The following is a 19,618-nucleotide window of genomic DNA, read 5'->3' on the forward strand; positions in this document are numbered from 1 at the left end:
CGGGGAGGCAGGCAGGACGGACACAACACAACGTACCCGGTCGCGGGGGGAAACGCCAGCGCCTTCCCGACTACCATGATGGCAGGGGGCGACCATGCCGGCGAACGACCTGGTGGTGGCGGTCACGGGGGCGAGCGGGGCCGGGTACGGCGTCCGCCTCGTCGAGGTGCTACTGCGGGCGGGCCGCACCGTACACCTGATCGTCAGCCCGGCCGGCGCCGAGGTGATCGCCACGGAACTCGGGCGAGCCGTCGAGCTCGACGCGGCGAAGTTCGACCCGCTGGCGCTGCTCGGCCCCGCGGCGAAGGGATTGGAGCTCGGCCGGCTCCGCTACCACCACTTCCGCGACTTCCGCGCCGGCGTCGCCAGCGGGTCGTTCCTCACCGGCGGTATGGCCGTCTGCCCGTGCAGCATGGGGACGCTGTCGGCCGTGGCCCGCGGGGCGTCCGAGAACCTGATCCAGCGCGCCGCCGACGTTCACCTGAAGGAGCGCCGCAAGCTCGTGCTGGTGCCGCGCGAGACGCCGCTGGGGCTGGTGCAGCTGCGGAACATGGTGGCGGTCGCGGAGGCGGGGGCGGTCGTGTTGCCGGCGATGCCGGGGTTCTACGCGAAGCCGCAGCGGGTGCAGGACTTGGTCGACTTCGTGGTCGGGCGGGTGTGCGACCAACTCGGGGTCGACCAGCGACTGACGGAGCGGTGGGGCGAACGCTGAGGCGTGCCGGCTGCCGTCGGGCGGCTCGGGGCTTGAAGCCGGGCCGGTGGTGGGCCGTTTCTGCCGTCTCAATTACGGCCGCGCCCGAATTCCGCCCCGGGCCGACTGGTCTGATCGCGCCCGTTGTCGGATTGTGAACTACGTTTAGGTGGGTTCACATCGCCCCGGTCTCGCCACCGACCCGTCGCAGTTACGAGAACGGCCATGCCCGCCGCGCCCGCCTCGACCACGGACCTCCTCGACCTCCTCCGCAAGAGCGGCGTGGCCGCCAGCGTCCCCGCCCCGGGCGACCTCCCCGCCGAGCCGCAGAAGGCCGCCGCCGCCCTCGTCAAGCAGGGCGTCATCACGAAGTTCCAGGCCCAGCAGCTGCTCCTGGGCCGGCACAAGGGCTTCCGCCTCGGCGCGTACGTCGTGCTGGAACAGCTCGGCCGCGGCGGCATGGGTGTCGTCTACCTCGCCGAGCACCTGGAGCTCCGCCGCAAGGTCGCCGTCAAGGTGCTGGTCGTTGGTAAGGACGACGACGCCAAGCTCGCCGCCGAGCGGTTCTACCGCGAGGCCCGCGCCGCGGCGGCGCTCGACCACCCGAACATCGTCCGCATCTTCGACGTGTGCCGCCACGGCGACACGCCGTACCTCGTGATGGAGTACGTGGAGGGCGAGTCGCTCCAGCAGGTGCTCGACCGCGAGGGGGCGCTGCCGTACGCGTCCGCGTCCGACGCCGTGGCCCAGGCCGCGGCCGGCCTCCAGCACGCGCACGAGAAGGGCTTCGTCCACCGCGACATCAAGCCCGGCAACCTGATGCGCGACAAGACCGGCGTGGTCAAGATTCTCGACATGGGCCTGGCCCGCTCGGCGAGCAACTCCGACGACAAGCTGACCGAGCGCCTCGACGCCGGGGCCGTGGTGGGCACCGCCGACTTCATCGCCCCCGAGCAGGCGCTCAACAGCCCGAACGTGGACATCCGGGCCGACATCTACAGTCTCGGGGCGGCGTTCTACGCGCTGGTCACGGGGAAGCCGCCGTTCGCGGGGAACACGACGCAGAAGCTGCTCCAGCACCAGATGGCGGCGCCGCCGAGCATGTCCGCGATCGACGCCACGCTGCCGAAGGGGCTGGCGGGCGTCGCCGCGAAGATGTTGGCGAAGAAGCCGGCGGATCGGTTCCAGACGCCGGGCGAGGTGATCGCCGCGCTGGCCCCGTGGCTCGGGAACAGCTCCCGCGTGCTGGCCGGGCTGTCGCGGACGAACCTCGGCGCCGGGGTGGACCTCCACGCCCGGCTGCGGCGGAGCGAGGACGCGCTGAGCGACTCCGGCGTCGTGGACCCGTCCGACCCGGCCGCCGAGACGGGCGCCGTGGCGTCCGCCAAGACGGCCCGCTCGTCGCCGCGCCGCGTCGAGGTCGGCGGCTCGAGGCGGAAGATGTTCCCGATCGTCGCCGGGGCGGTGGCCGTGGCCGCGTCGCTGGCGGGGATCGCGTTCGCGCTCGGCGTGTTCGACCGGGAGCCGGCCCGCGAGGTGACCAAGGCACCGCCCCCGGTGCCGGTCGTACCGCCGTCGCCGTCGCCGCCAGCCGACCCGCCGCCAACGCCGAAGATTGAGGCGCCGGCGAAGGTCACGCCCCCGCTACCGGAGAAGCTGCTGGCCGCGTTCGACATGAGCGCCGTGAAGCCGTTCACGATCCGGTCCGTCGTGGAGGTGAAGGCGAACGGCAGCAAGGACAGCCGCGAGCTGGGGCGGACCGGTCCCGGCACGCCGCCGGCCGGGTGGTCGGGCCGGGCGTGGAACAAGGACTCGGAGATGGAGTTCTTCGCCGACGCCACGCCGGCGATCGGCATCCGCACCCTCCGCGGGCCGGGCTCGGCGATGCTGTTCAGTCCGAAGGTCAACACCCCGAGCGGGCTGTGCCGCCTCCGGGTGGACTACTCGGCGCCGGTCAAGAGCGGGGCGGCGCACGTGCGGTTCAAGCCGGCCGACGAGCGCGGCGCGTGGGACGCCACCAAGCTGGCGTCGACGCCGGCGGGCGTCTGGAAGTCGGCCGAGTTCGTGCTCGACCTCAAGGGCGCGACGGCCGGCCTGTTCGAGTTCCACAACAACGACACCGACCCGAACGGCACCCTGCGGGTGCGGTCCGTGGTGGTGACGGAGCCGCCGCCGGGCACGACCCCGACGCCGCTCCGCCTGTCGGCCCCGGCGCCGCAGCCGGCGCCGCAACCGGCGTTCGTCGGCTGGACCGAGGGGGCCGTCCTGTACCGGTTCGACGCCGCCAGCATCCCGGCCTACCGGGCCTCGCTGGAGGGTCGCGCCGTCACCGCCGGCGAGGCGCCGCCGTTCCCGCGCGGCATCTCGGGCTCGTGCTGGAAGAAGGAGGCGACCGGCGAGTTCCGCCGCGACGAGATCGACGGCTCGGCCGCGCTCGGGGTGACGAACCTCAGCGACCTGAAGAGCGGCCAGTTCTCGTTCGAGCTGGAGCGCGACATGGGCCTGACGTTCCAGCCGGGCAAGGCGTACCGCGTCAAGGTGAGCTACCAGCTGAAGAACGACGCGGCCGGCTCGGTGGTGGTGCAGACGACGGAGTACAAGACCGTCGGCGTGACGCACCTGGCGGCGGGTGGCGGGTGGCGGACGGCGGCGGTGGCGGTCGAGCGCGGCGACCTGCCGCTGCGGCTGACGATCGACAACACCGCCGTCGGCGAGGGGAACACGCTGTACTTCCGCACGGTCGAGGTGGTGGAGCTGGCGGCGCCGCGGTAGGGGGCCGCCAGCCCGCGCCGCTACGCCGCAAGCGGCGGAAGCCCCGAGCCGCTACAATTCTCGCAGCCCCACCCCCGGTGCTGCATGGACCTGTTCTCCGACCTCCGCGAGGCCAACCGGGCGAAGGCCCGGCCGCTCGCCGCCCGGATGCGGCCGCGCACCCTCGACGAGTTCGTCGGCCAGGAACACGTCCTCGGCCCCGGCAAGCTCCTCCGCCGGGCGCTGCTCGCCGACCGGCTGTCGTCCGTCCTCTTCTACGGCCCCCCGGGGTCGGGCAAAACGGCGCTCGCGCACGTCATCGCCAACCACACGAAGAGCCGCTTCCGGCCGCTGAACGCCGCCTCCGCCGGCACGAAGGAGGTGCGCGAGGTGCTGACCGAGGCCCGCAGCCACCTCGAAGACGCGGGCGAGCGCACGATCCTGTTCCTGGACGAAATCCACCGCTTCAACCGCACCCAACAGGACGTGCTGCTGCCGGACGTGGAGGACGGGACGGTCATTCTCGTGGGCGCGACGACGCAGAACCCGTTCTTCGCGGTCAACACGCCGCTGCTGAGCCGCAGCCAGGTCTTCAGCTTCGAGCCGCTCACCCGCGAGCACATCAAGACCGTCGTCCGCCGCGCGGTGGCCGACGCCGAGCGCGGCCTCGGCGGCCTGAACGTGACCGTGACCGACGACGCGCTGGCGTTCCTGGCCGAGGCCTCCGACGGCGACGCCCGGCGGGCGCTGACGGCGCTCGACATCGGCGTGCGCTCGGCACAGGCGCCCGAGAACGGCGGCGGCCGCGGCGCACCCATCGTCTTCGACCTGGCGCTGGCGACGGACTCGATCCAGCGGAAGGTGATCGACTTCGACCCCACCGGCGACACGCACTACGACGTGGCCAGCGCGTTCATCAAGAGCCTGCGCGGGTCCGACCCCGACGCCGCGGTCTACTGGCTGGCGCGGATGCTGGAGGGCGGCGAGGACCCGCGGTTCGTCGCCCGCCGGCTCGTCATCTTCGCCGCCGAGGACGTGGGCAACGCCGACCCGCGCGGGGTGCTGGTCGCCACCGCCGCGTGGGACGCGGTCGAGCGCGTCGGCCTGCCCGAGTGCCGCATCAACCTGTCGCAGGCGGTGTGCTACCTGGCGTGCGCCCCGAAGTCGAACGCCAGCTACGTCGCCGTCGAGGAGGCGCTGAAGGACGTGCGCGAGGGGCGGACGCTCCCGGTGCCGACGCACCTGCGCGACAAGCGGTCGTTGTCCGGCGGCGAGGCGAACCGCGGCGAAGGCTACCAGTACCCGCACGACCACGCCGGCGGCTGGGTGGAGCAGGAGTACGTGCCGACTGCGGCGCAATACTACCGACCGACCGACCGCGGCTTCGAGGCGCAGCTCAAGGCGCGGCTGGCGGAGTTGCGGGGGCGCCGGCCGCCGCCGTGAGTTCGGTCACCGCCCCGTCCGGCCCCACGCCGAACAGGCGGAGCGCGCCGCCGGTCGCCAGCGCGGCCGCCGGCACCCGCACGACGTAACCCGCCCCGGGGACCGGCCGGCCGAGCGCCGCCTCCACGTCCCGGCGGCGGAATCGCAACTGATCGCACGGCACCACCCGGTCGCCGACGACGGCCACCACCCGCGTCGCCGGCCGCGTCGCCCGCAGCGGCCCGCCGGCGACCCACCCCTGGACGACCAGCGCCCCCGGGTCCGCGGCGGCGCCGGTGCGCAGGTCGAGCCACCCGAAGTCGGCGAGGTTGCTCGTCGGCACCGCCCCCGCCGGGAGAGCGGAGTCGACGACCCCGCTGACCCGCGCGTCGGCCGGCCGCGGCGCCTTCAGCACGTCGGCGACCGCGGCCTCGGCGGCCCGCTGGTCGGCGTCGTCGTCGGCGGCCCGGCCGGGAGCCGTCGCCAGGTTCACCGCCATCGTCACCCCGACCAGCACGAGCGCCGCCGGGCCCGCCCACCGGGCCAAGAGCCCGACCGCGGTGCCGACCGCCAGGAACGCCAGCGGGAGGAACGGGACCACGAACACGACGCGGTTCAGGTGGTCGTGAACGCACATGTGGTTGACCGCGAGCACCTGCCACGACACGCCCGCCGCGAGCCCGAGCACCACGGCCCCCGCCAGCCCCACCGCGGCCCGCGGGAGCCGGGCGCGGGCCAGCCCCGCGGCCGCGGCCAGGGCCAGCGCCGCCCCCGCGACCCACTTCAGCGGTACGTCGGCCCGCACCCGGCCGAACCCGCCGGCCACGCTCACCGCCGGCTGCTCGAAGAAGCCCCAGAAGCAGCGGGCCGCGACGCGGACCCGCGAGCCGCTCGCCCCCGCCTCCGCCGTCGGGTCGGCGACGGTGCGGGCCGTCGCCCGGTCGCGGATCGCCGCCACGCCGTCGGTCCCCATTACGAACTGGTGCTGGGCGACGTGGAGCCCGAGCGCCCCGGCGAAGCCGGCCAGCCCCGCGACCGTCACGACGACCGCCGTCGCGACCCGCCGGCCGAGCGGCGCCGCCGCCCGGTGGAGGTGGAACCACGCGGCCGCGACGGGGGCGAGGACGACGGTCGTGACGTACTCGTACCCGCACAGGCACTTCGCCAGCACGGCCAGCGCGACGGCCGCGGCGAGGAGGGCGCACCGGCCGCGGCCCGCGGCCCGCGGCGCGAGGCACCAGACGAGCGCGAACGGCAGGAGCATCAGCCCCAGTGCCCAGTACAGCGACGGGGCGACCGGGAGGAATGCCGGCGACGCCGCCGCGAGGGCGCACCCGATGTCGCCGGCGGGCGGCCCGAGCCACCGCTGCCCGCCGACGAGGACCGCCGCCACGACCGCCGCCGCGGCCAGCGCCATCGCCGCCGCCGCCGCGGGCACGACCCACTCGGGCGGCAGCGGCACCGCGGCAACGACGATTCCGGTCAGGCCGACCTGCGACGTGTACGGCTGCCAGTGGTCGCCGGGGCCGACCAGAATGAGGGGGTGAAGCGCCGGCAAGTCCGGCCGCGCGACGCGGGCGGCGACGAGGTTCGCCTCCGACCCGAGGGCGCCGGCGCGGACCCCGTCGCGCGACCAGCCGATGCGGTCGGGGAGGCCGAGGAGGTTGTGGTTCCAGCTGACGTACAGGAGCGCCGCGTAAACCCCGAGCCGCACGGCGGTCGCTCGGCGGGACGGGGGCTGCGGCGGCAACGTTCGCTCCGGGTCTGAGGCACCCGGCCCCGTACCCCGGGCGAGATTCCGGTGTCAACCCCACTGAAAACCTGTTGACGAGCCGACGACGGAGAGGTAACCATAAGAAGTTAAGGATTCCTTCCCGGATTCCGGCGTTGCCGGCGTCCGCACCCCGACCCGCAAGGAGACACGGCCATCCCACCGTTCGACCGCAACGCACCCCCCCGGGGCCCGGCCGGCCCTCGGATGAACGACCAGATCCGCATCAGCCCCATCCGCCTCATCGGCGCCGAAGGCGAGCAGCACGGCATCGTCCCGACCCAGCAGGCCCAGGAGATGGCCCGCGAGCTCGGCATGGACCTCGTCGAGGTGGCGGACAAGGAACGCCCGCCGGTCTGCAAGATCATGGACTACGGGAAGTTCAAGTACGACCAGTCCAAGAAGAGCCACCAGAAGACGCACCAGCAGAAGCTGAAGGAGATCCGCGTCCGCCCGAAGACCGGCGAGCACGACATCCACACCAAGGTGGTCCAGGCCCGGCAGTTCCTGGAGGAGAACGACAAGGTGCAGGTGAACGTGCTGTTCCGCGGCCGCGAGATGCAGCACATCGAGGAGGGGCAGCGGGTGATGAACGAGGTGCTCACCGCCCTCGTGGACATCTGCAAGGTCGAGTCCCCGGCCCGGATGGAGGGGAAGCGGATGGTGGCCCTGCTGGCGCCGAAGCCGATCCTGAGCAAGTCCGGCAAGCCGAAGCCCCCGGGGTCCACCCCGGCGAAGCCCAAGCCCGTGGTGCCCAAGGTCGTCGTGCCCAAGCCCGCCGCCGCCCCGGCAACGGGTGCGGACGGTGCGCCGCTCCCCGCGCCAGCCCCACCCGCAGACGGTGCACCGGCAGCGCCCGCCGTGGCCGCCGCTCCTGCGAAGCCGGCCGCGACCCCCACGGCGGCAGTCGCCGAGAAGCCGAAGGCGTAGCCGCCCGCGGGCCGGCGCCCTAGAACTGCCTTCACGACCGAACGCCGCTCGGAACCCGGGCCACCCGCCCGGGTTCCGGGCGTTTCGCGTTCCACCCCCGGCGACGGGGGACACACAAGGTGACGGGGCGGCCCATAAGTCGGGGCCGGAGTCGGTGGGAGTCTTCGGGAGTCGATGGGAGTATGGAGTAGAACCGGGTTCTAACTCCTCCACTCCCATCGACTCCCGAAGACTCCCACCGACTCCGGCCCCGCCCCCCCGCACGGACCGGAGCGCCACAATGGCCACGAAGAACAAGACGAACCGTAGCGTCAAGAAACGGATCAAGGTGACGGGTGGCGGGAAGCTGAAGTACGCCAAGGTCGGCCGGCGGCACTTGAACGCCCACATGACGACCAAGCGGAAGCGCGGGCTCCGCAAGGCCGGGATCATCCAGGGCCGCCCGAGCGTGCTGAAGAAGTACAAGCTGGCCCTCGGGATCAGCTAACCCCCACACCCCACACACCACCGGGGGATAACCAGGCCCCCCGTTTCGAGGAGACGCCATGGTCCGCGCCCGCAGTAAAGCCCCCACCGCGCGCCGCAAGAAGCGCACCCGGAAACTCACGAAGGGCTTCCGCCTCGCCCGCCACAACCTGTACCGGCAGGCGATCGTCACCCTGATCCGCGCCCGCGCGTTCTCGTACCGCGACCGCAAGGTCAAGAAGCGCGACTTCCGCCGGCTGTGGATCATCCGCATCAACGCCGCCTGCCGGATGCGCGGGCTCCGCTACAGCGAGTTCATCCACGGCCTGCAGCTGGCGATGGTGGCGCTCGACCGCAAGTCGCTGTCCGAGATCGCCATCCACGACCCGGCCACGTTCGACCAGCTGGTGAACATCGCCCGCGAGAAGCTGCCGAAGCCGCAGGCTGCCGCCGCGAAGGCGTAAGAAATGTCGCTCCGAACTCCGGGGACGACCCCGGAGCGTCGCACCTCCGAAGCCCACCCGGCGCGCCGGGTGGGCTTCCGGCGTTTACCCCGGCCGCCGCAGCAGCATCCCGCCGAGCAGGTACACCACCGCGCCCATCACCAGCGCGAACCCCACCGCCGTAACCGCTTCCATCGCAGACCCTCCGCGGGGAATTGCAGCCGAACGCCTCGATTATGAACAACTGGATCGAAATGTCCACATTAAATCGGACTCGCGCATCCGCTTTCCCCGCGGCGAGAATCCGCGGCCCGGCCGTCCCACTTCTGGTAGACAGGGGTACGCGGGGCGGTCGTGCCGGTCGTAGCGGTCGGGATTGACCCCCATTTTGCCCCTACTTACAGTGAACACTTGATTCCCGCGCCGCCGCGCGGCACCGGCACGAAGGAAGCCCCGATGGCGACGCAGCCCGCGACCCTGGAAACGAGCTTCCTCGAAAAGATCGGGGAGAAGTTCACCAGCCTGACGGAAGGCGTCGTCGGCGCCATCACCCGCCTCATCGGCGGGTCGTCCAGCGAGCGCGTCACCAAGTCGCTCGGCTACTACCGCCCCAAGCACGCCGAGTCGCACACCGTCACCGCCGGGTCGGTGCTCGCCCGCACCAACGCCCTCGAAGACGAGATGAAGGCGCTCTCGGACGACGAGCTCCGCGGGCTGTCCGACAAGTACCGCCAGCGGCTCAAGGACGGGGCCACGCTCGACGACCTGCTGCCCGAGGCGTTCGCCGCCTGCCGCGAGTCCGCCCGCCGTACGAAGGGGATGCGCCACTACGACGTGCAGATCGTCGGCGGGGCCGTCCTCCACGGGTACAAGACCGGCCTCGGCGCCATCGCCGAGATGATCACCGGCGAGGGCAAGACCCTCGTCGCCACCCTGGCGGTGTACCTGAACGCGCTGGAGGCGAAGGGCGTCCACGTCATCACCGTCAACGACTACCTGGCCCGCCGCGACTGCGAGTGGATGCTGCCCATCTACAACGCCCTCGGCGTGAGCGCCGCGTACATCCAGTCGGACATGGACCCGGAGCCGCGCCGCCACGCCTACGAGTGCGACATCACCTACGGCACCGCGTCCGAGTTCGGGTTCGACTACCTCCGCGACAACATGAAGCTGGCCCGCCACGACGACCCGGGCTTCCACCCGCACTACCGCCAGGTGCAGCGGACGCCGCTCAACTACGCCGTCATCGACGAGGTGGACAACATCCTCATCGACGAGGCCCGCACGCCGCTCATCATCAGCGGCCCGGCCTTCTCCGACGCCAAGCGGTTCGCCGAGGCCGACAAGGTCGCCCGCGCCCTCACCGAGCTGGAGCGGAAGGCCCGCGCCGAGCTGAAGGACGCCGGCACCGTCGCCGTGACCGGCACCGAGGGCGACGGCCTGCCGCTGCTGTCGCCGGTGGACCCGGCGAAGGTGGACCCGGCGAACCCGCCGCCGAAGGGCGTGTACTTCGAGATCAAGGAGAAGGAGAAGACCTGCCACCTGACCGACGCCGGCGTCCGCGAGGCGGAGCGGCTGGCGGGCGTCGAGAGCTTCTACACGGCCGGCAACATGGACTGGCCGCACATGATGGACAACGCGCTGAAGGCGCACCACCTGTACAAGCTCGACCGCGACTACATGATCGCGCCCGACCCCCGCGAGGACAACCAGCTCGGCATCATCATCATCGACCAGAACACCGGCCGGGCCATGTTCGGCCGGCAGTGGAGCGACGGGCTCCACCAGGCGGTGGAGGCGAAGCACCAGAAGGACGGCGTGCAGATCAAGCAGGAGACGCAGACGCTCGCCACCGTCACCCTGCAGAACTACTTCCGCCTGTACAAGAAGCTCGGCGGCATGACCGGCACGGCCATGACCGAGGCCAACGAGTTCTGGAAGATCTACAAGCTCGACGTGGTCGCCGTGCCGACCAACAAGCCGCTGCGGCGCATCAACTCGAAGGACATGGTGTACCGCACCGACGGCGAGAAGTGGAACGCCGTCGTCGCCGAGATCGAGGAGGTCCACAAGAGCAAGCGGCCGATCCTCATCGGCACCACCGACGTGGCCAAGAGCGAGAAGCTGTCCGCCATGCTGAAGCGGCGCGGCATCAAGCACGAGCTGCTGAACGCCAAGCCCGAGAACGTGGCCCGCGAGGCCGAGATCGTGGCCCAGGCCGGCCGGCTCGGCGGCGTCACCATCAGCACGAACATGGCCGGCCGCGGCACCGACATCATCCTCGGCGGCAACCCCGAGACGCTGGCGTGGGCGCGGCTGAAGCAGCTGAAGAACGAGGACGGCCGGCCCAAGTACCCCACGCGGCTCGAAATCCCCAACGACGTGTGGACGGCGACCGTCGCGGAGATCGAGGCGAAGGAGAAGATGAAGGAGGAGGGCCGCAAGGTCGCCGAGATGGGCGGGCTGCACATCGTCGGCACCGAGCGGCACGAGAGCCGCCGCATCGACAACCAGCTCCGCGGCCGCGCCGGCCGGCAGGGCGACCCGGGGTCGAGCCGGTTCTACCTGTCGCTGCAAGACGACCTGATGCGGATGTTCGCCGGCGAGTGGGTGAGCAGCGTGCTGACGCGCCTCGGCATGCAGGAGGGCGAGGCGATCGAGAGCGGCATGGTCACCCGCCGCATCGAGAAGGCGCAGAAGAAAGTCGAGGAGTACCACTTCGACCAGCGGAAGAACCTCCTCGAGTACGACGAGGTGATGGACTACCAGCGGAAGCGCGTGTACGGAGGCCGGCAGGAAATCCTCGACGGCAAGAACCCCCGCGCGCTGATCCTGGAAATGATCGACGAGCAGGTGAAGGCCGCGGTGACGCGGTTCCTCGCCGACGACTACGGGGCCGCCAGCTTCGCCGAGTTCGCGTCGAACCGCCTGGCCGTGGAGTTCGAGGCCCGCGACTTCCGCGGCGCCAGCTTCGAGGACGCCAAGACGGTGGCGCTGGACAAGGCGCTCGCCGCGGTGCCGACGATCGTCCAGGAGCTGATGGAGGAAAACTTCAACCCCGACGAGGAAGCGAAAGACTGGAAGTGGAACGAGATGGTGCGGGCGCTCGGGGCGCGGTTCGGCATCAAGACGTCGGAGAAGGACCTGAAGAAGATTCCGCCCGACGAGATGACCGAGAAGTTCGTCGGCCAGGGGCAGGCGATGGTCCGCGCCATCGACCTGTCCGAGGGGGGCCGGTTCCTGACGCGGGCGTACGGCGCCGAGTCGCTGTCGGACTGGGCGCGGCAGAAGTTCGCCGTCAAGCTGTCCGTCGAGGACATCGCCGCGAAGAGCGAGCCCGAGCTGGTGCCGTTCCTGGCGGCGGCCGTGCGCGAGGCGTACCGCAAGAAGGACCGCGAGTTCCCGGTGCAGGTGGCGATGCAGCACCACATGGCCGACAAGCCGCACGCCGGCGGCCAGAAGTACGACCGCGACGGGCTGTTCAACTGGGCGCACGGCCGGCTCGGCGTGGCGCTGGCGTCGATGGACGGCAAGACCGACATCTCCCAGGGCGACGCCGGCTTCTTCGCCGTGGCCCGCGCCGCGATCGAGGCCGAGGGCTTCACCGAGGAGTTCGCCCGCACCGAGCCCCGCAGCAAGCTGCGCGAGAAGCTGCTGGCGATGGCCGCGAAGGCGATGCCGGCCGCCGACCTGCCCGAGATCGACGCCCGCCTCGACGACGCCTTCAGCGGCGCGAAGGTGGCCGAGGCCGACGACGCGAAGGAGCTGGCCGACTGGGCGCGGACAGAGTTGGGCCTGGTGGTGGACCCGGCAGCGGTGACGGGCCAGACCCGTGACGCGGCCCGGCAGACGCTGCTGAACGCCTACGACGCGAAGTACCGCCCCGAGATGCACTCGGTGGAGCGCGGCCTGGTGCTGGAGCAGCTGGACAGCGCGTGGAAGAGCCACCTGCTGACGATGGACAGCCTGCGGAGCGGCGTGGGCCTGCGCGGGTACGCCCAGGAAGACCCGAAGATCGTGTACAAGCGCGAGGGCATGCGCGAGTTCGACACGATGTGGGCGGGCGTGCGCGACCGGGTGACGGAGTCGGTGTTCCGCATGGAGGAGATGGGCGACGAGGAGGCGCAGATGGCGTTGTGGGCCGGCGCCCGCGCGACGCAGTCGGCGGCCATCTCGGCGGCGCAGTCGCGGGCGGCGGAGGCCGACGCGCAGGGCCAGAGCACGAGCACCGGCGGCGAGGGGAAGAAGGCGGAGCCGATCCGGAACATCGGCGCGAAGGTGGGCCGCAACGACGCCTGCCCGTGCGGCAGCGGCAAGAAGTACAAGAACTGCCACATGAAGCTGGAGGCGCGGAAGTAGGGTCGAACACCCCGGCGAGCCGAGGGCCGTCAGGCCCCGGGTGGTACGCACGTCGAATCACGTCGGATGTGACCTGATGTGCGTACCACCCGGGGCCTGACGGCCCTCGGCTCGCCGGGCCGTCCCGAACCCCGCCATCCCGTATCGCGTCCCGTATCATGACCCGCGTACCGGCCGGGGTGTTTCGCCCCGGCTGCTCTCTTTCACCCGCGGTGCCCAGGCCAAGGGTTCCGCCGGAGGCGCCGACGTGCCGACCCGCATCGACATGGCGAAGTTCGCCAAGTTCTGCAAGGACATGGGCTTCGTCTACCAGTCGTCCGAGATCTACGGCGGCATCAACGGCTTCTGGGACTACGGCCCCCTCGGCGTCGAGCTGAAGCGGAACATCAAGGAGGCGTGGTGGCAGGACATGGTCCGCAACCCGCCGCCCGGCCCGTCGGGTCAGGAGATCCGCATGGTCGGGCTCGACTGCTCGATCATCATGAACCCCAAGGTCTGGGTCGCCAGCGGCCATGTCGCCACCTTCGCCGACCCCACTCGCAAGTGCCCCGGGTGCGGCAAGTTCACCCGCGCTGACCAACTGTGGGCGATTCTCGCCGAGTCTGACTGGATGAACTCCTTACTTCAGGAGTTCGACCCGGTTACCGGGAAATACGACTCGCCGCGGCTGATGAAGTGGGCGAAGGGGAAGGGCCAGAAGCTCGCCCCGAACCTCGCGCTCGTGAAGAACCCCGAAGTCACTCTCTCGTTCTTGGCGACGCGCGTGAACGGTCAGCCCGAAGCGCCGCCGAGCCTTCAAGAGTTCACCCGGTACGTCGCCACCGAGCAACTCGAAGCGACCGGCCTCCAGGAGCCGTGCCCGGCGTGCGGCGCGCCGCTCGGCGAGGCCAAGCAGGTGTCGCTGATGTTCGAGTCGCACGCCGGGCTCGACAAGACCGAGGAGTCGAAGGTGTACCTCCGCCCCGAGACGGCGCAGGGCATCTTCGCCAACTACCGCAACGTCCTTGACAGCACCCGGCTCAAGTTGCCGTTCGGGATCGCCCAGGTCGGCAAGGCGTTCCGCAACGAGGTCACGCCGCGGAACTTCACCTTCCGCAGCCGCGAGTTCGAGCAGATGGAAATCGAGTTCTTCTGCCACCCGGCCGAGTCGCAGCAGTGGTACGAGTACTGGCGCGACCTGCGGAAGAAGTGGTACAGCACGCTCGGGATCCAGAGCGACAACCTCAAGCCGCGGGAGCAGGGGGCGGACGAGGTCGCGTTCTACTCGATCGGCACCACCGACATCGAGTACCTGTTCCCGTTCAGCGACGACCCGCAGGAGCTGGAGGGCGTCGCCCACCGCGGCGCCTACGACCTGGGCCAGCACGCCAAACACAGCGGGATGGCCGAGAAGTTCATGTACTTCGACGAGGAGCGGTGGAACGCCGATAGCGCCGGCCGCACCACCAACTCGTTCAAGGAGTGGATGAAGACCAACCCGCCGGCCGCGGACGTGGAGAAGTACCAGTTCACGCCGCACGTCATCGAGCCGAGCGCCGGGGCCGACCGGTTCACGCTGGCGGTGCTGTGCGAGGCGTACACCGAGGACAAGGTGCCGGACGCCAAGGGGAACGAGGAGACGCGCGTGGTGATGAAGTTCCACCCGCGGCTGGCGCCGATCAAGGCGGCGATCTTCCCGCTGGTTAACAAGGACGGCATGCCGGAGCGGGCGACGGCGCTGTACCGGGCGCTGAAGCCGCACTTCAACGTCTTCTACGACGACAAGGGCGCCGTCGGCCGCCGCTACCGCCGGCAGGACGAGGCCGGCACGCCGTTCTGCATCACCATCGACGGGCAGACCGCCGAGGACGATACGGTGACCATCCGCGACCGCGACACGCTGAAGCAGGAGCGGGTGAAGGTGGCCGACGTGCGCGGGGTGATCGAGAAGGCGCTGACGCCGGGCGTGTGACGCCGGCGGCTCGTGTCACAAGAGGGGCAGCGCCCGCCGCGGCCCGGCGGGGCGCTCGGCCTGGTTCAGAAAGACGTGCAGAGGGGCGTAGTTCCATCCGGTGCCGTGGGTGTCGGACAGTGCCTTCAACGCCGCGACGGCCTCCTCCGTGATGCGGTTCCCTTCTTCCTGATACCCCGGGTCGCAGAAGTAGACGCGGCAGCCGATCGGCCGCGCGTCGCGGGCCGTACACAGGTTGTTCACCTGGAACGGGCAGCCGTCGCGCGTCACAGGCGTGTCGTAGGGCGGCGCCCCTTCCAGCAGCAGTTCGGCCTCGAAGTGTGACAGGAACAGGGTGTGGCCGTACTCCGTGAACCGGCAGCAGCGGCCGGAGGCGTCGCAGCGCGGCCCCGCGGCGCGGACGGCGGCGTCCGCGGCGGCGTACACGTCCAACACGGCGCGTCGTAGGTCGGGTGTCACAGGATGAACTTGCTCAGGTCTTCGCTCTGCACGATGGGGCCGAGCCGCTCCTTCACGTACTTGGCGTCCACGACTACGCGCTTGTCCGGCAGGTCGGGGCCGGCGAAGCTCACGTCCTCGACCACCTTCTCCAGGATGGTGTGCAGCCGCCGGGCGCCGATGTTCTGCGCCGACCGGTTCACCTCGAACGCCGTGTCCGCCAGCGCCTCCACGCCGTCCGGCGTGAACGTCAGCTCCACGCCCTCCGTGCGGAGCAGTTCGGCGTATTGCTTCGTCAGCGCGTGCTTCGGCTCGGTCAGGATGCGAAGGAAGTCGGCGCGGGTCAGGTCGGTCAGCTCGACGCGGATCGGGAAGCGGCCCTGCAGCTCCGGCATCAGGTCCGCCGGCTTCGACACGTGGAACGCGCCGGCAGCGATGAACAGGACGTGGTCCGTCCGCACCGGGCCGTGCTTGGTGTTCACCGTGGTGCCCTCGACGACCGGCAGCAGGTCGCGCTGCACGCCCTGCCGCGACACGTCCGGCCCGTGGCCGCTCTGCGGGCCGCACACCTTGTCGAGCTCGTCCAGGAACACGATGCCGTGGTTCTCGACGCGGTCGATGGCCCGCTCGGTCACGGCCGCGCGGTCGATCAGCGCCTCGGTCTCGAGCTCGGTCAGCACCTTGCGGGCCTCGCGGATCGTCAGCGTCCGCGGCGTCGGGGTCTTGGGGATGATGCGGTCGAACATCCCCTGGAAGTCCACGTCCATGTTCTCCATGCCGAGGCCGGACAGGATTTGCACCGGGACGTGCTTCTGCTCGACGGTCAGCTCGACGGTGCGGTCCTCCAGCTCGCCGGCGGCGAGCTTGGCGCGGAACTTCTCGCGGGTGCGGCCGCGCTTCTCCTCGTCCTCGCGCTCCTGGTCCGGCTCCCACGGTCCGCCGGCCTTCGGCGGCGGCACCAGCAGGTCCAGCAGTCGCTCCGCGACGCGCTCCCGCGCCTTCTCGACCACCTCGGCGCGCATCTCCTGCTTGACGAGCCCGATGCCCGCCTCCGTCAGGTCGCGGACGATGCTCTCCACGTCGCGGCCGACGTAGCCGACCTCGGTGAACTTCGTCGCCTCGACCTTTACGAACGGCGCGCCGACGAGCTTGGCCAGCCGGCGGGCGATCTCGGTCTTGCCGACGCCGGTGGGGCCGATGAGGATTATGTTCTTCGGGGTGACGCTGGCCCGCAGGTCGGCCGGCAGTTGTTGGCGGCGCCACCGGTTGCGGATGGCGACGGCGACGGCCTTCTTGGCGGCGGCCTGGCCGACGATGTACTTGTCGAGCTCGGCGACGATCTGCCGCGGGGTCATGTCGGCCACGAGGGGTCTCTCAAGCAGGAATGGCCACAAAAAGGCGCGAAAGGACACAAAAAGAAAGCAAGACAGAGAACGGATCGAAGCTTGGCTCGGTCTTACTTTTTGTGTCTTTTCGTGCCTTTTTGTGGCCGTCGGCTTCGTCTTTAAATCTCAACCACGTCGATGCTGCGGTTGGTGTAGATGCAGATGTCGCCGGCGATCTCCAGCCCGTGACGGACGATCTCGGCCGGCTTCATCGTCGTGTGAGCCAAGAGTGCCCGAGCCGCGGCCAGGGCGTAGGGGCCGCCGCTGCCGATCGCCAGCACGTCGTCCGTCGGCTGGATGACGTCGCCGTTGCCGCTCAGCAGCAGCAGGTGCTCGCGGTCCAGCACGATCAACATCGCTTCGAGGCGGCGCAGCACGCGGTCGGTCCGCCACTCCTTCGCCAGCTCGGCGGCGGCGCGCGGCACCGACCCCTGGTGGTCGCGGAGCTTCGCCTCGAACCGCTCCAGCAGGCTGAACGCATCCGCCGCGGCGCCGGCGAACCCGGCCAGCACCTTGCCGTCGTAAAGGCGGCGAATCTTCTTGGCGTCGTTCTTCATCACGATGTTGCCGAGCGTGACCTGCCCGTCGCCGCCGATGGCGGCCCCGGCGGCGGTGCGGACTGCGAGAATCGTGGTGGCGCGGATGCGGGGCACGGGCAAGGTTCCTGGGGCGGCGGCGAACACGGGTATGATACCCCCGCGGCACGGTTGCTGCGTAAAATACGGACGCCCACGGAGACACCAGTTATGCCGCGCACCCTGGCCCTGCTCGCCGCCCTCGTCGTCGGGGCGACCGCCGGTCGCGCCGGTGCACAACCGCCGGCCACGCAGCCCGGTCAGCTCGACGTGTTCGACGAGGCGAAGCTGTTCTCGCCGGCGGGGATCGACAAAGCCAAGGAGGCGTTCCGCAAGACCGAGTATCACCACGGCCTCGCCGTGACGGTGGACACCGTGACGGCGCCGCCGACCGGCAAGCGGGTCGAGGCCGAGGCGGCGCACCGCGACGCGGCGAAGTGGAGGGCCTTCATGACCGCGTGGGCGCGCGACACCGCCAAGGCCGACCGGGCGAAAGGCGTTTACGTGCTTGTAACCCTCCAGCCGGTCGGCGGCATCGCCGTGCTCGCCGACGCGCAGACGACCCGCCGCGGGTTCAGCGCCGACGACGACCGCAAGGTGCGCGAGATTTTCGCGGCCGCGTTCAAGGAGGCGAACGGCGAGCCGGACGAGACGAAGAAGCAGGCGATCCGCTCGGCGGCGCTACTGAAGGCTGTCGAATACGTCGCCGCAGACCTGAAGGACACCCGTGTTGCTGACGCCGGCGGAGAGGAGCGGCACGAGCGCGGCCCGGCGCAATCGAACGCCCCGCCGCGGTCGCCGGTCATGGGCTACGTGTGCCTGGGGGTGTGCGCGCTGGCGGGCGTGTGGCTGATGATCGCTCTGGTGCGGGCGTTCAGCGGCGGTGGCGGCGGCGGGATGGGTGGCGGCGGCGGGGGCTTCTTCCCGAGCTTGCTCGGCGGCCTGTTCGGCGCGGCCGCGGGGATGTGGATGTACAGCCACTTCTTCGGCGGCGGCGGGGGCATGTTCGGCGGCGGGTCGGACGCGTACGCCGGGGACGCGGGCGGCGGGGCCGACGCCGGCGGCGACACGGGCGCCGGCGACTGGGGCGGCGGCTCGGCCGACGCGGGCGGGTTCGACGGCGGCGGTGGGGACTTCGGCGGGGGCGGTGATTTCGGCGGCGACTTCTAACGCCCCTCGCCCGCGGCGCGGCGGTGCTCGGCGGCGCGGGCGGCGTCGCCCTTGCGGGCGTACAGCTCCGCGAGCGCCGCGTGCGCCGGGCGGTGGCCGGGGTCCAACTGCACGGCGCTCGCCAGCCACTGCGCCGCCACGTCCGGGTGGCTCGCGGTCAGCAGCACGCCCATCTCGTAGTGCAGCGCCGGGTCGAGCGGCTGTTCGGCGAGCTTCCGGCTGCGCAGCTCGCCGAGCCGCTCCAGCCGGTCGCGCACGCCCTCGGCGCGGGCCAACTCGACTTTCGCCTCGGCGGTCTTGCCGCGCTGCCGCAGCGCCTCCGAGTACGACCACGCCGCCTGATAGTCGTCCGGGGCGGCGGCCGCGGCGCGGCGCAGAAACTCCTCCGCGCCGGCCAGGTCGGGCGGCTCGCCGGTCAGCGCCACCTGCCCGCGCGCCCGCAGGCACAGGGCGTGGTCGGGGTGCGCGGCCAGGGCGGCGTCCAGCAGTCGGCGGGCGTCGGCGCCGCGCTTCGTCATCACGTAGCAGCGCGCCAGCCGGGCCGCGACATCGGGGTCACCCGGGGCACCCTTCGCGTACGCCTCCAGGTGCCCCGCGGCCTCGTCGTAGCCGCCCAGGTCGATGAGCGAACCGGCCAGCCGCCAGCGGGTGTCGCGGCGGGTCGGGTCGAGCTCCAGAGCGCGGCGGTAGTCCTCGGTGCCGCGGACGACGCCCTTGCCGGTGACGTACACCTGCCCGCGCAGCTCGAGCGCCCGGACGTTGTCGGGGTCGCGCTGCAGCCAGTGGTTCGCGACCGCCATCGCGTCGAGGGTGCGGTACACGCGGAGGTAGCCCTGCGTGAGCGCCTCCCACACCAGCGGCCCGGCCGAGGCGGCGGCGTCGGCCCGCTTTTGCAAGTACGGCTCGACCTCGCGGACGTTGCCGGCCGCGGCCTGGCCGAGTGCCCACTCGAAGGCGGTGTCGTCGGTCGCGCCGGTGAGGCGCTGGCAGTCGCGGAGCGAACGCCCGGCGGCGTCGGCGTCGCCGGCCTGGCGGGCGGCGCGTGCAGAGAGCAGATGTACCTCGGGGCTGCGCCACCAGACGCGGGCGCAGGCGGCGAGCGCGGTGCGGGCCTCGTCCGGGTGGTACGCGCCGAGTGCGGCCCGGGCGGTGCGCAGTTGGTGCCACGCCCACAGCTGCGGGGCGCCGACCGCGAGCGCGATCACGGCGACTGCGGCGAGCACGCGGCGGCGGGTGACGAACCGGCGGGGCATGACGCGCCTCGGGT

14 protein-coding genes are annotated in these 19,618 nt (G+C 71.4%); 9 read left to right on the forward strand and 5 right to left on the reverse strand.

Annotated elements, in window-relative coordinates:
- Positions 1 to 94 precede the first annotated feature (94 nt).
- From ETAA1_RS05090 to ETAA1_RS05100, 3 genes are all read left to right on the forward strand, one after another.
- Entirely contained in the window at positions 95 to 712 is a 618-nt protein-coding gene (locus ETAA1_RS05090) for a UbiX family flavin prenyltransferase (RefSeq protein WP_145234891.1), read from the forward strand.
- A 204-nt stretch (positions 713 to 916) separates the two neighbouring features.
- Positions 917 to 3,463: a serine/threonine-protein kinase gene (locus ETAA1_RS05095; RefSeq protein ID WP_145234893.1), complete on the forward strand. Its 2,547-nt coding sequence runs from the start codon at positions 917 to 919 to the stop codon at positions 3,461 to 3,463.
- Positions 3,464 to 3,547: 84 nt separating this feature from the next.
- Positions 3,548 to 4,885, forward strand: coding sequence for a replication-associated recombination protein A (locus ETAA1_RS05100; protein WP_145234894.1), 1,338 nt, complete (start codon positions 3,548 to 3,550; stop codon positions 4,883 to 4,885).
- Here the strand turns inward: ETAA1_RS05100 and ETAA1_RS05105 are convergent.
- Positions 4,839 to 6,578 carry a hypothetical protein gene (locus ETAA1_RS05105; RefSeq protein WP_145234907.1) on the reverse strand — a complete coding sequence of 580 codons (1,740 nt, stop codon included), beginning with the start codon at positions 6,576 to 6,578 and terminating at the stop codon, positions 4,839 to 4,841. The two genes, ETAA1_RS05100 and ETAA1_RS05105, sit on opposite strands and share 47 nt — an antisense overlap.
- Positions 6,579 to 6,842: 264 nt before the next feature.
- On the opposite strand from ETAA1_RS05105, the gene infC reads away from it, so the two are divergent.
- The 5 genes from infC (at position 6,843) to ETAA1_RS05130 (ending at position 14,783) form a co-directional block, all read left to right on the forward strand.
- Entirely contained in the window at positions 6,843 to 7,565 is a 723-nt protein-coding gene (gene infC / locus ETAA1_RS05110; RefSeq protein WP_145234909.1) for a translation initiation factor IF-3, read from the forward strand.
- Between the two features lie 280 nt (positions 7,566 to 7,845).
- A complete protein-coding gene (gene rpmI / locus ETAA1_RS05115) occupies positions 7,846 to 8,052 on the forward strand; it encodes a 50S ribosomal protein L35 (protein ID WP_145234911.1) in 207 nt (68 codons plus the stop codon).
- 58 nt (positions 8,053 to 8,110) lie between these two features.
- Positions 8,111 to 8,494: a 50S ribosomal protein L20 gene (gene rplT / locus ETAA1_RS05120; protein ID WP_145234913.1), complete on the forward strand. Its 384-nt coding sequence runs from the start codon at positions 8,111 to 8,113 to the stop codon at positions 8,492 to 8,494.
- A gap of 435 nt (positions 8,495 to 8,929) precedes the next feature.
- Positions 8,930 to 12,832 (forward strand): preprotein translocase subunit SecA, encoded by a 3,903-nt coding sequence (gene secA / locus ETAA1_RS05125; RefSeq protein ID WP_145234915.1) that lies wholly within the window; start codon positions 8,930 to 8,932, stop codon positions 12,830 to 12,832.
- A 265-nt stretch (positions 12,833 to 13,097) separates the two neighbouring features.
- Complete coding sequence (locus tag ETAA1_RS05130) at positions 13,098 to 14,783, forward strand: glycine--tRNA ligase (RefSeq protein ID WP_145244575.1); 1,686 nt, start codon at positions 13,098 to 13,100, stop codon at positions 14,781 to 14,783.
- Between the two features lie 15 nt (positions 14,784 to 14,798).
- Here ETAA1_RS05130 and ETAA1_RS05135 read toward each other — a convergent pair whose 3' ends face one another.
- The 3 genes from ETAA1_RS05135 to hslV all read right to left on the reverse strand — a co-directional run bounded on the left by ETAA1_RS05135 (position 14,799) and on the right by hslV (position 17,265).
- A complete protein-coding gene (locus ETAA1_RS05135; RefSeq protein WP_238389376.1) occupies positions 14,799 to 15,218 on the reverse strand; it encodes a hypothetical protein in 420 nt (139 codons plus the stop codon).
- A 20-nt stretch (positions 15,219 to 15,238) separates the two neighbouring features.
- Positions 15,239 to 16,576: an ATP-dependent protease ATPase subunit HslU gene (gene hslU, locus ETAA1_RS05140; protein WP_202920941.1), complete on the reverse strand. Its 1,338-nt coding sequence runs from the start codon at positions 16,574 to 16,576 to the stop codon at positions 15,239 to 15,241.
- A gap of 149 nt (positions 16,577 to 16,725) precedes the next feature.
- Positions 16,726 to 17,265, reverse strand: coding sequence for an ATP-dependent protease subunit HslV (gene hslV / locus ETAA1_RS05145; protein WP_390621232.1), 540 nt, complete (start codon positions 17,263 to 17,265; stop codon positions 16,726 to 16,728).
- A gap of 87 nt (positions 17,266 to 17,352) precedes the next feature.
- Between hslV and ETAA1_RS05150 the strand changes: the two genes are divergently transcribed.
- The gene (locus ETAA1_RS05150) at positions 17,353 to 18,351 is read left to right on the forward strand and encodes a hypothetical protein (protein ID WP_145234923.1); all 999 of its coding nucleotides are present in this window, start codon (positions 17,353 to 17,355) and stop codon (positions 18,349 to 18,351) included.
- Here ETAA1_RS05150 and ETAA1_RS05155 read toward each other — a convergent pair.
- The gene (locus ETAA1_RS05155; protein WP_145234924.1) at positions 18,348 to 19,604 is read right to left on the reverse strand and encodes a tetratricopeptide repeat protein; all 1,257 of its coding nucleotides are present in this window, start codon (positions 19,602 to 19,604) and stop codon (positions 18,348 to 18,350) included. The two genes, ETAA1_RS05150 and ETAA1_RS05155, sit on opposite strands and share 4 nt — an antisense overlap.
- Positions 19,605 to 19,618: the final 14 nt, after the last annotated feature.

The sequence above is a fragment of the Urbifossiella limnaea genome (genome assembly GCF_007747215.1).
Classification (GTDB): Bacteria; Planctomycetota; Planctomycetia; order Gemmatales; family Gemmataceae; genus Urbifossiella; species Urbifossiella limnaea.

Coding starts and splice junctions, on each gene's coding strand:
- ETAA1_RS05090 (WP_145234891.1), top strand. CDS start 95: ATGCCGGCGAACGACCTGGTGGTGGCGGTCACGGGGGCGAGCGGGGCC.
- ETAA1_RS05095 (WP_145234893.1), top strand. CDS start 917: ATGCCCGCCGCGCCCGCCTCGACCACGGACCTCCTCGACCTCCTCCGC.
- ETAA1_RS05100 (WP_145234894.1), top strand. CDS start 3,548: ATGGACCTGTTCTCCGACCTCCGCGAGGCCAACCGGGCGAAGGCCCGG.
- infC (WP_145234909.1), top strand. CDS start 6,843: ATGAACGACCAGATCCGCATCAGCCCCATCCGCCTCATCGGCGCCGAA.
- rpmI (WP_145234911.1), top strand. CDS start 7,846: ATGGCCACGAAGAACAAGACGAACCGTAGCGTCAAGAAACGGATCAAG.
- rplT (WP_145234913.1), top strand. CDS start 8,111: ATGGTCCGCGCCCGCAGTAAAGCCCCCACCGCGCGCCGCAAGAAGCGC.
- secA (WP_145234915.1), top strand. CDS start 8,930: ATGGCGACGCAGCCCGCGACCCTGGAAACGAGCTTCCTCGAAAAGATC.
- ETAA1_RS05130 (WP_145244575.1), top strand. CDS start 13,098: ATGGCGAAGTTCGCCAAGTTCTGCAAGGACATGGGCTTCGTCTACCAG.
- hslU (WP_202920941.1), bottom strand. CDS start 16,576: ATGACCCCGCGGCAGATCGTCGCCGAGCTCGACAAGTACATCGTCGGC.
- ETAA1_RS05150 (WP_145234923.1), top strand. CDS start 17,353: ATGCCGCGCACCCTGGCCCTGCTCGCCGCCCTCGTCGTCGGGGCGACC.
- ETAA1_RS05155 (WP_145234924.1), bottom strand. CDS start 19,604: ATGCCCCGCCGGTTCGTCACCCGCCGCCGCGTGCTCGCCGCAGTCGCC.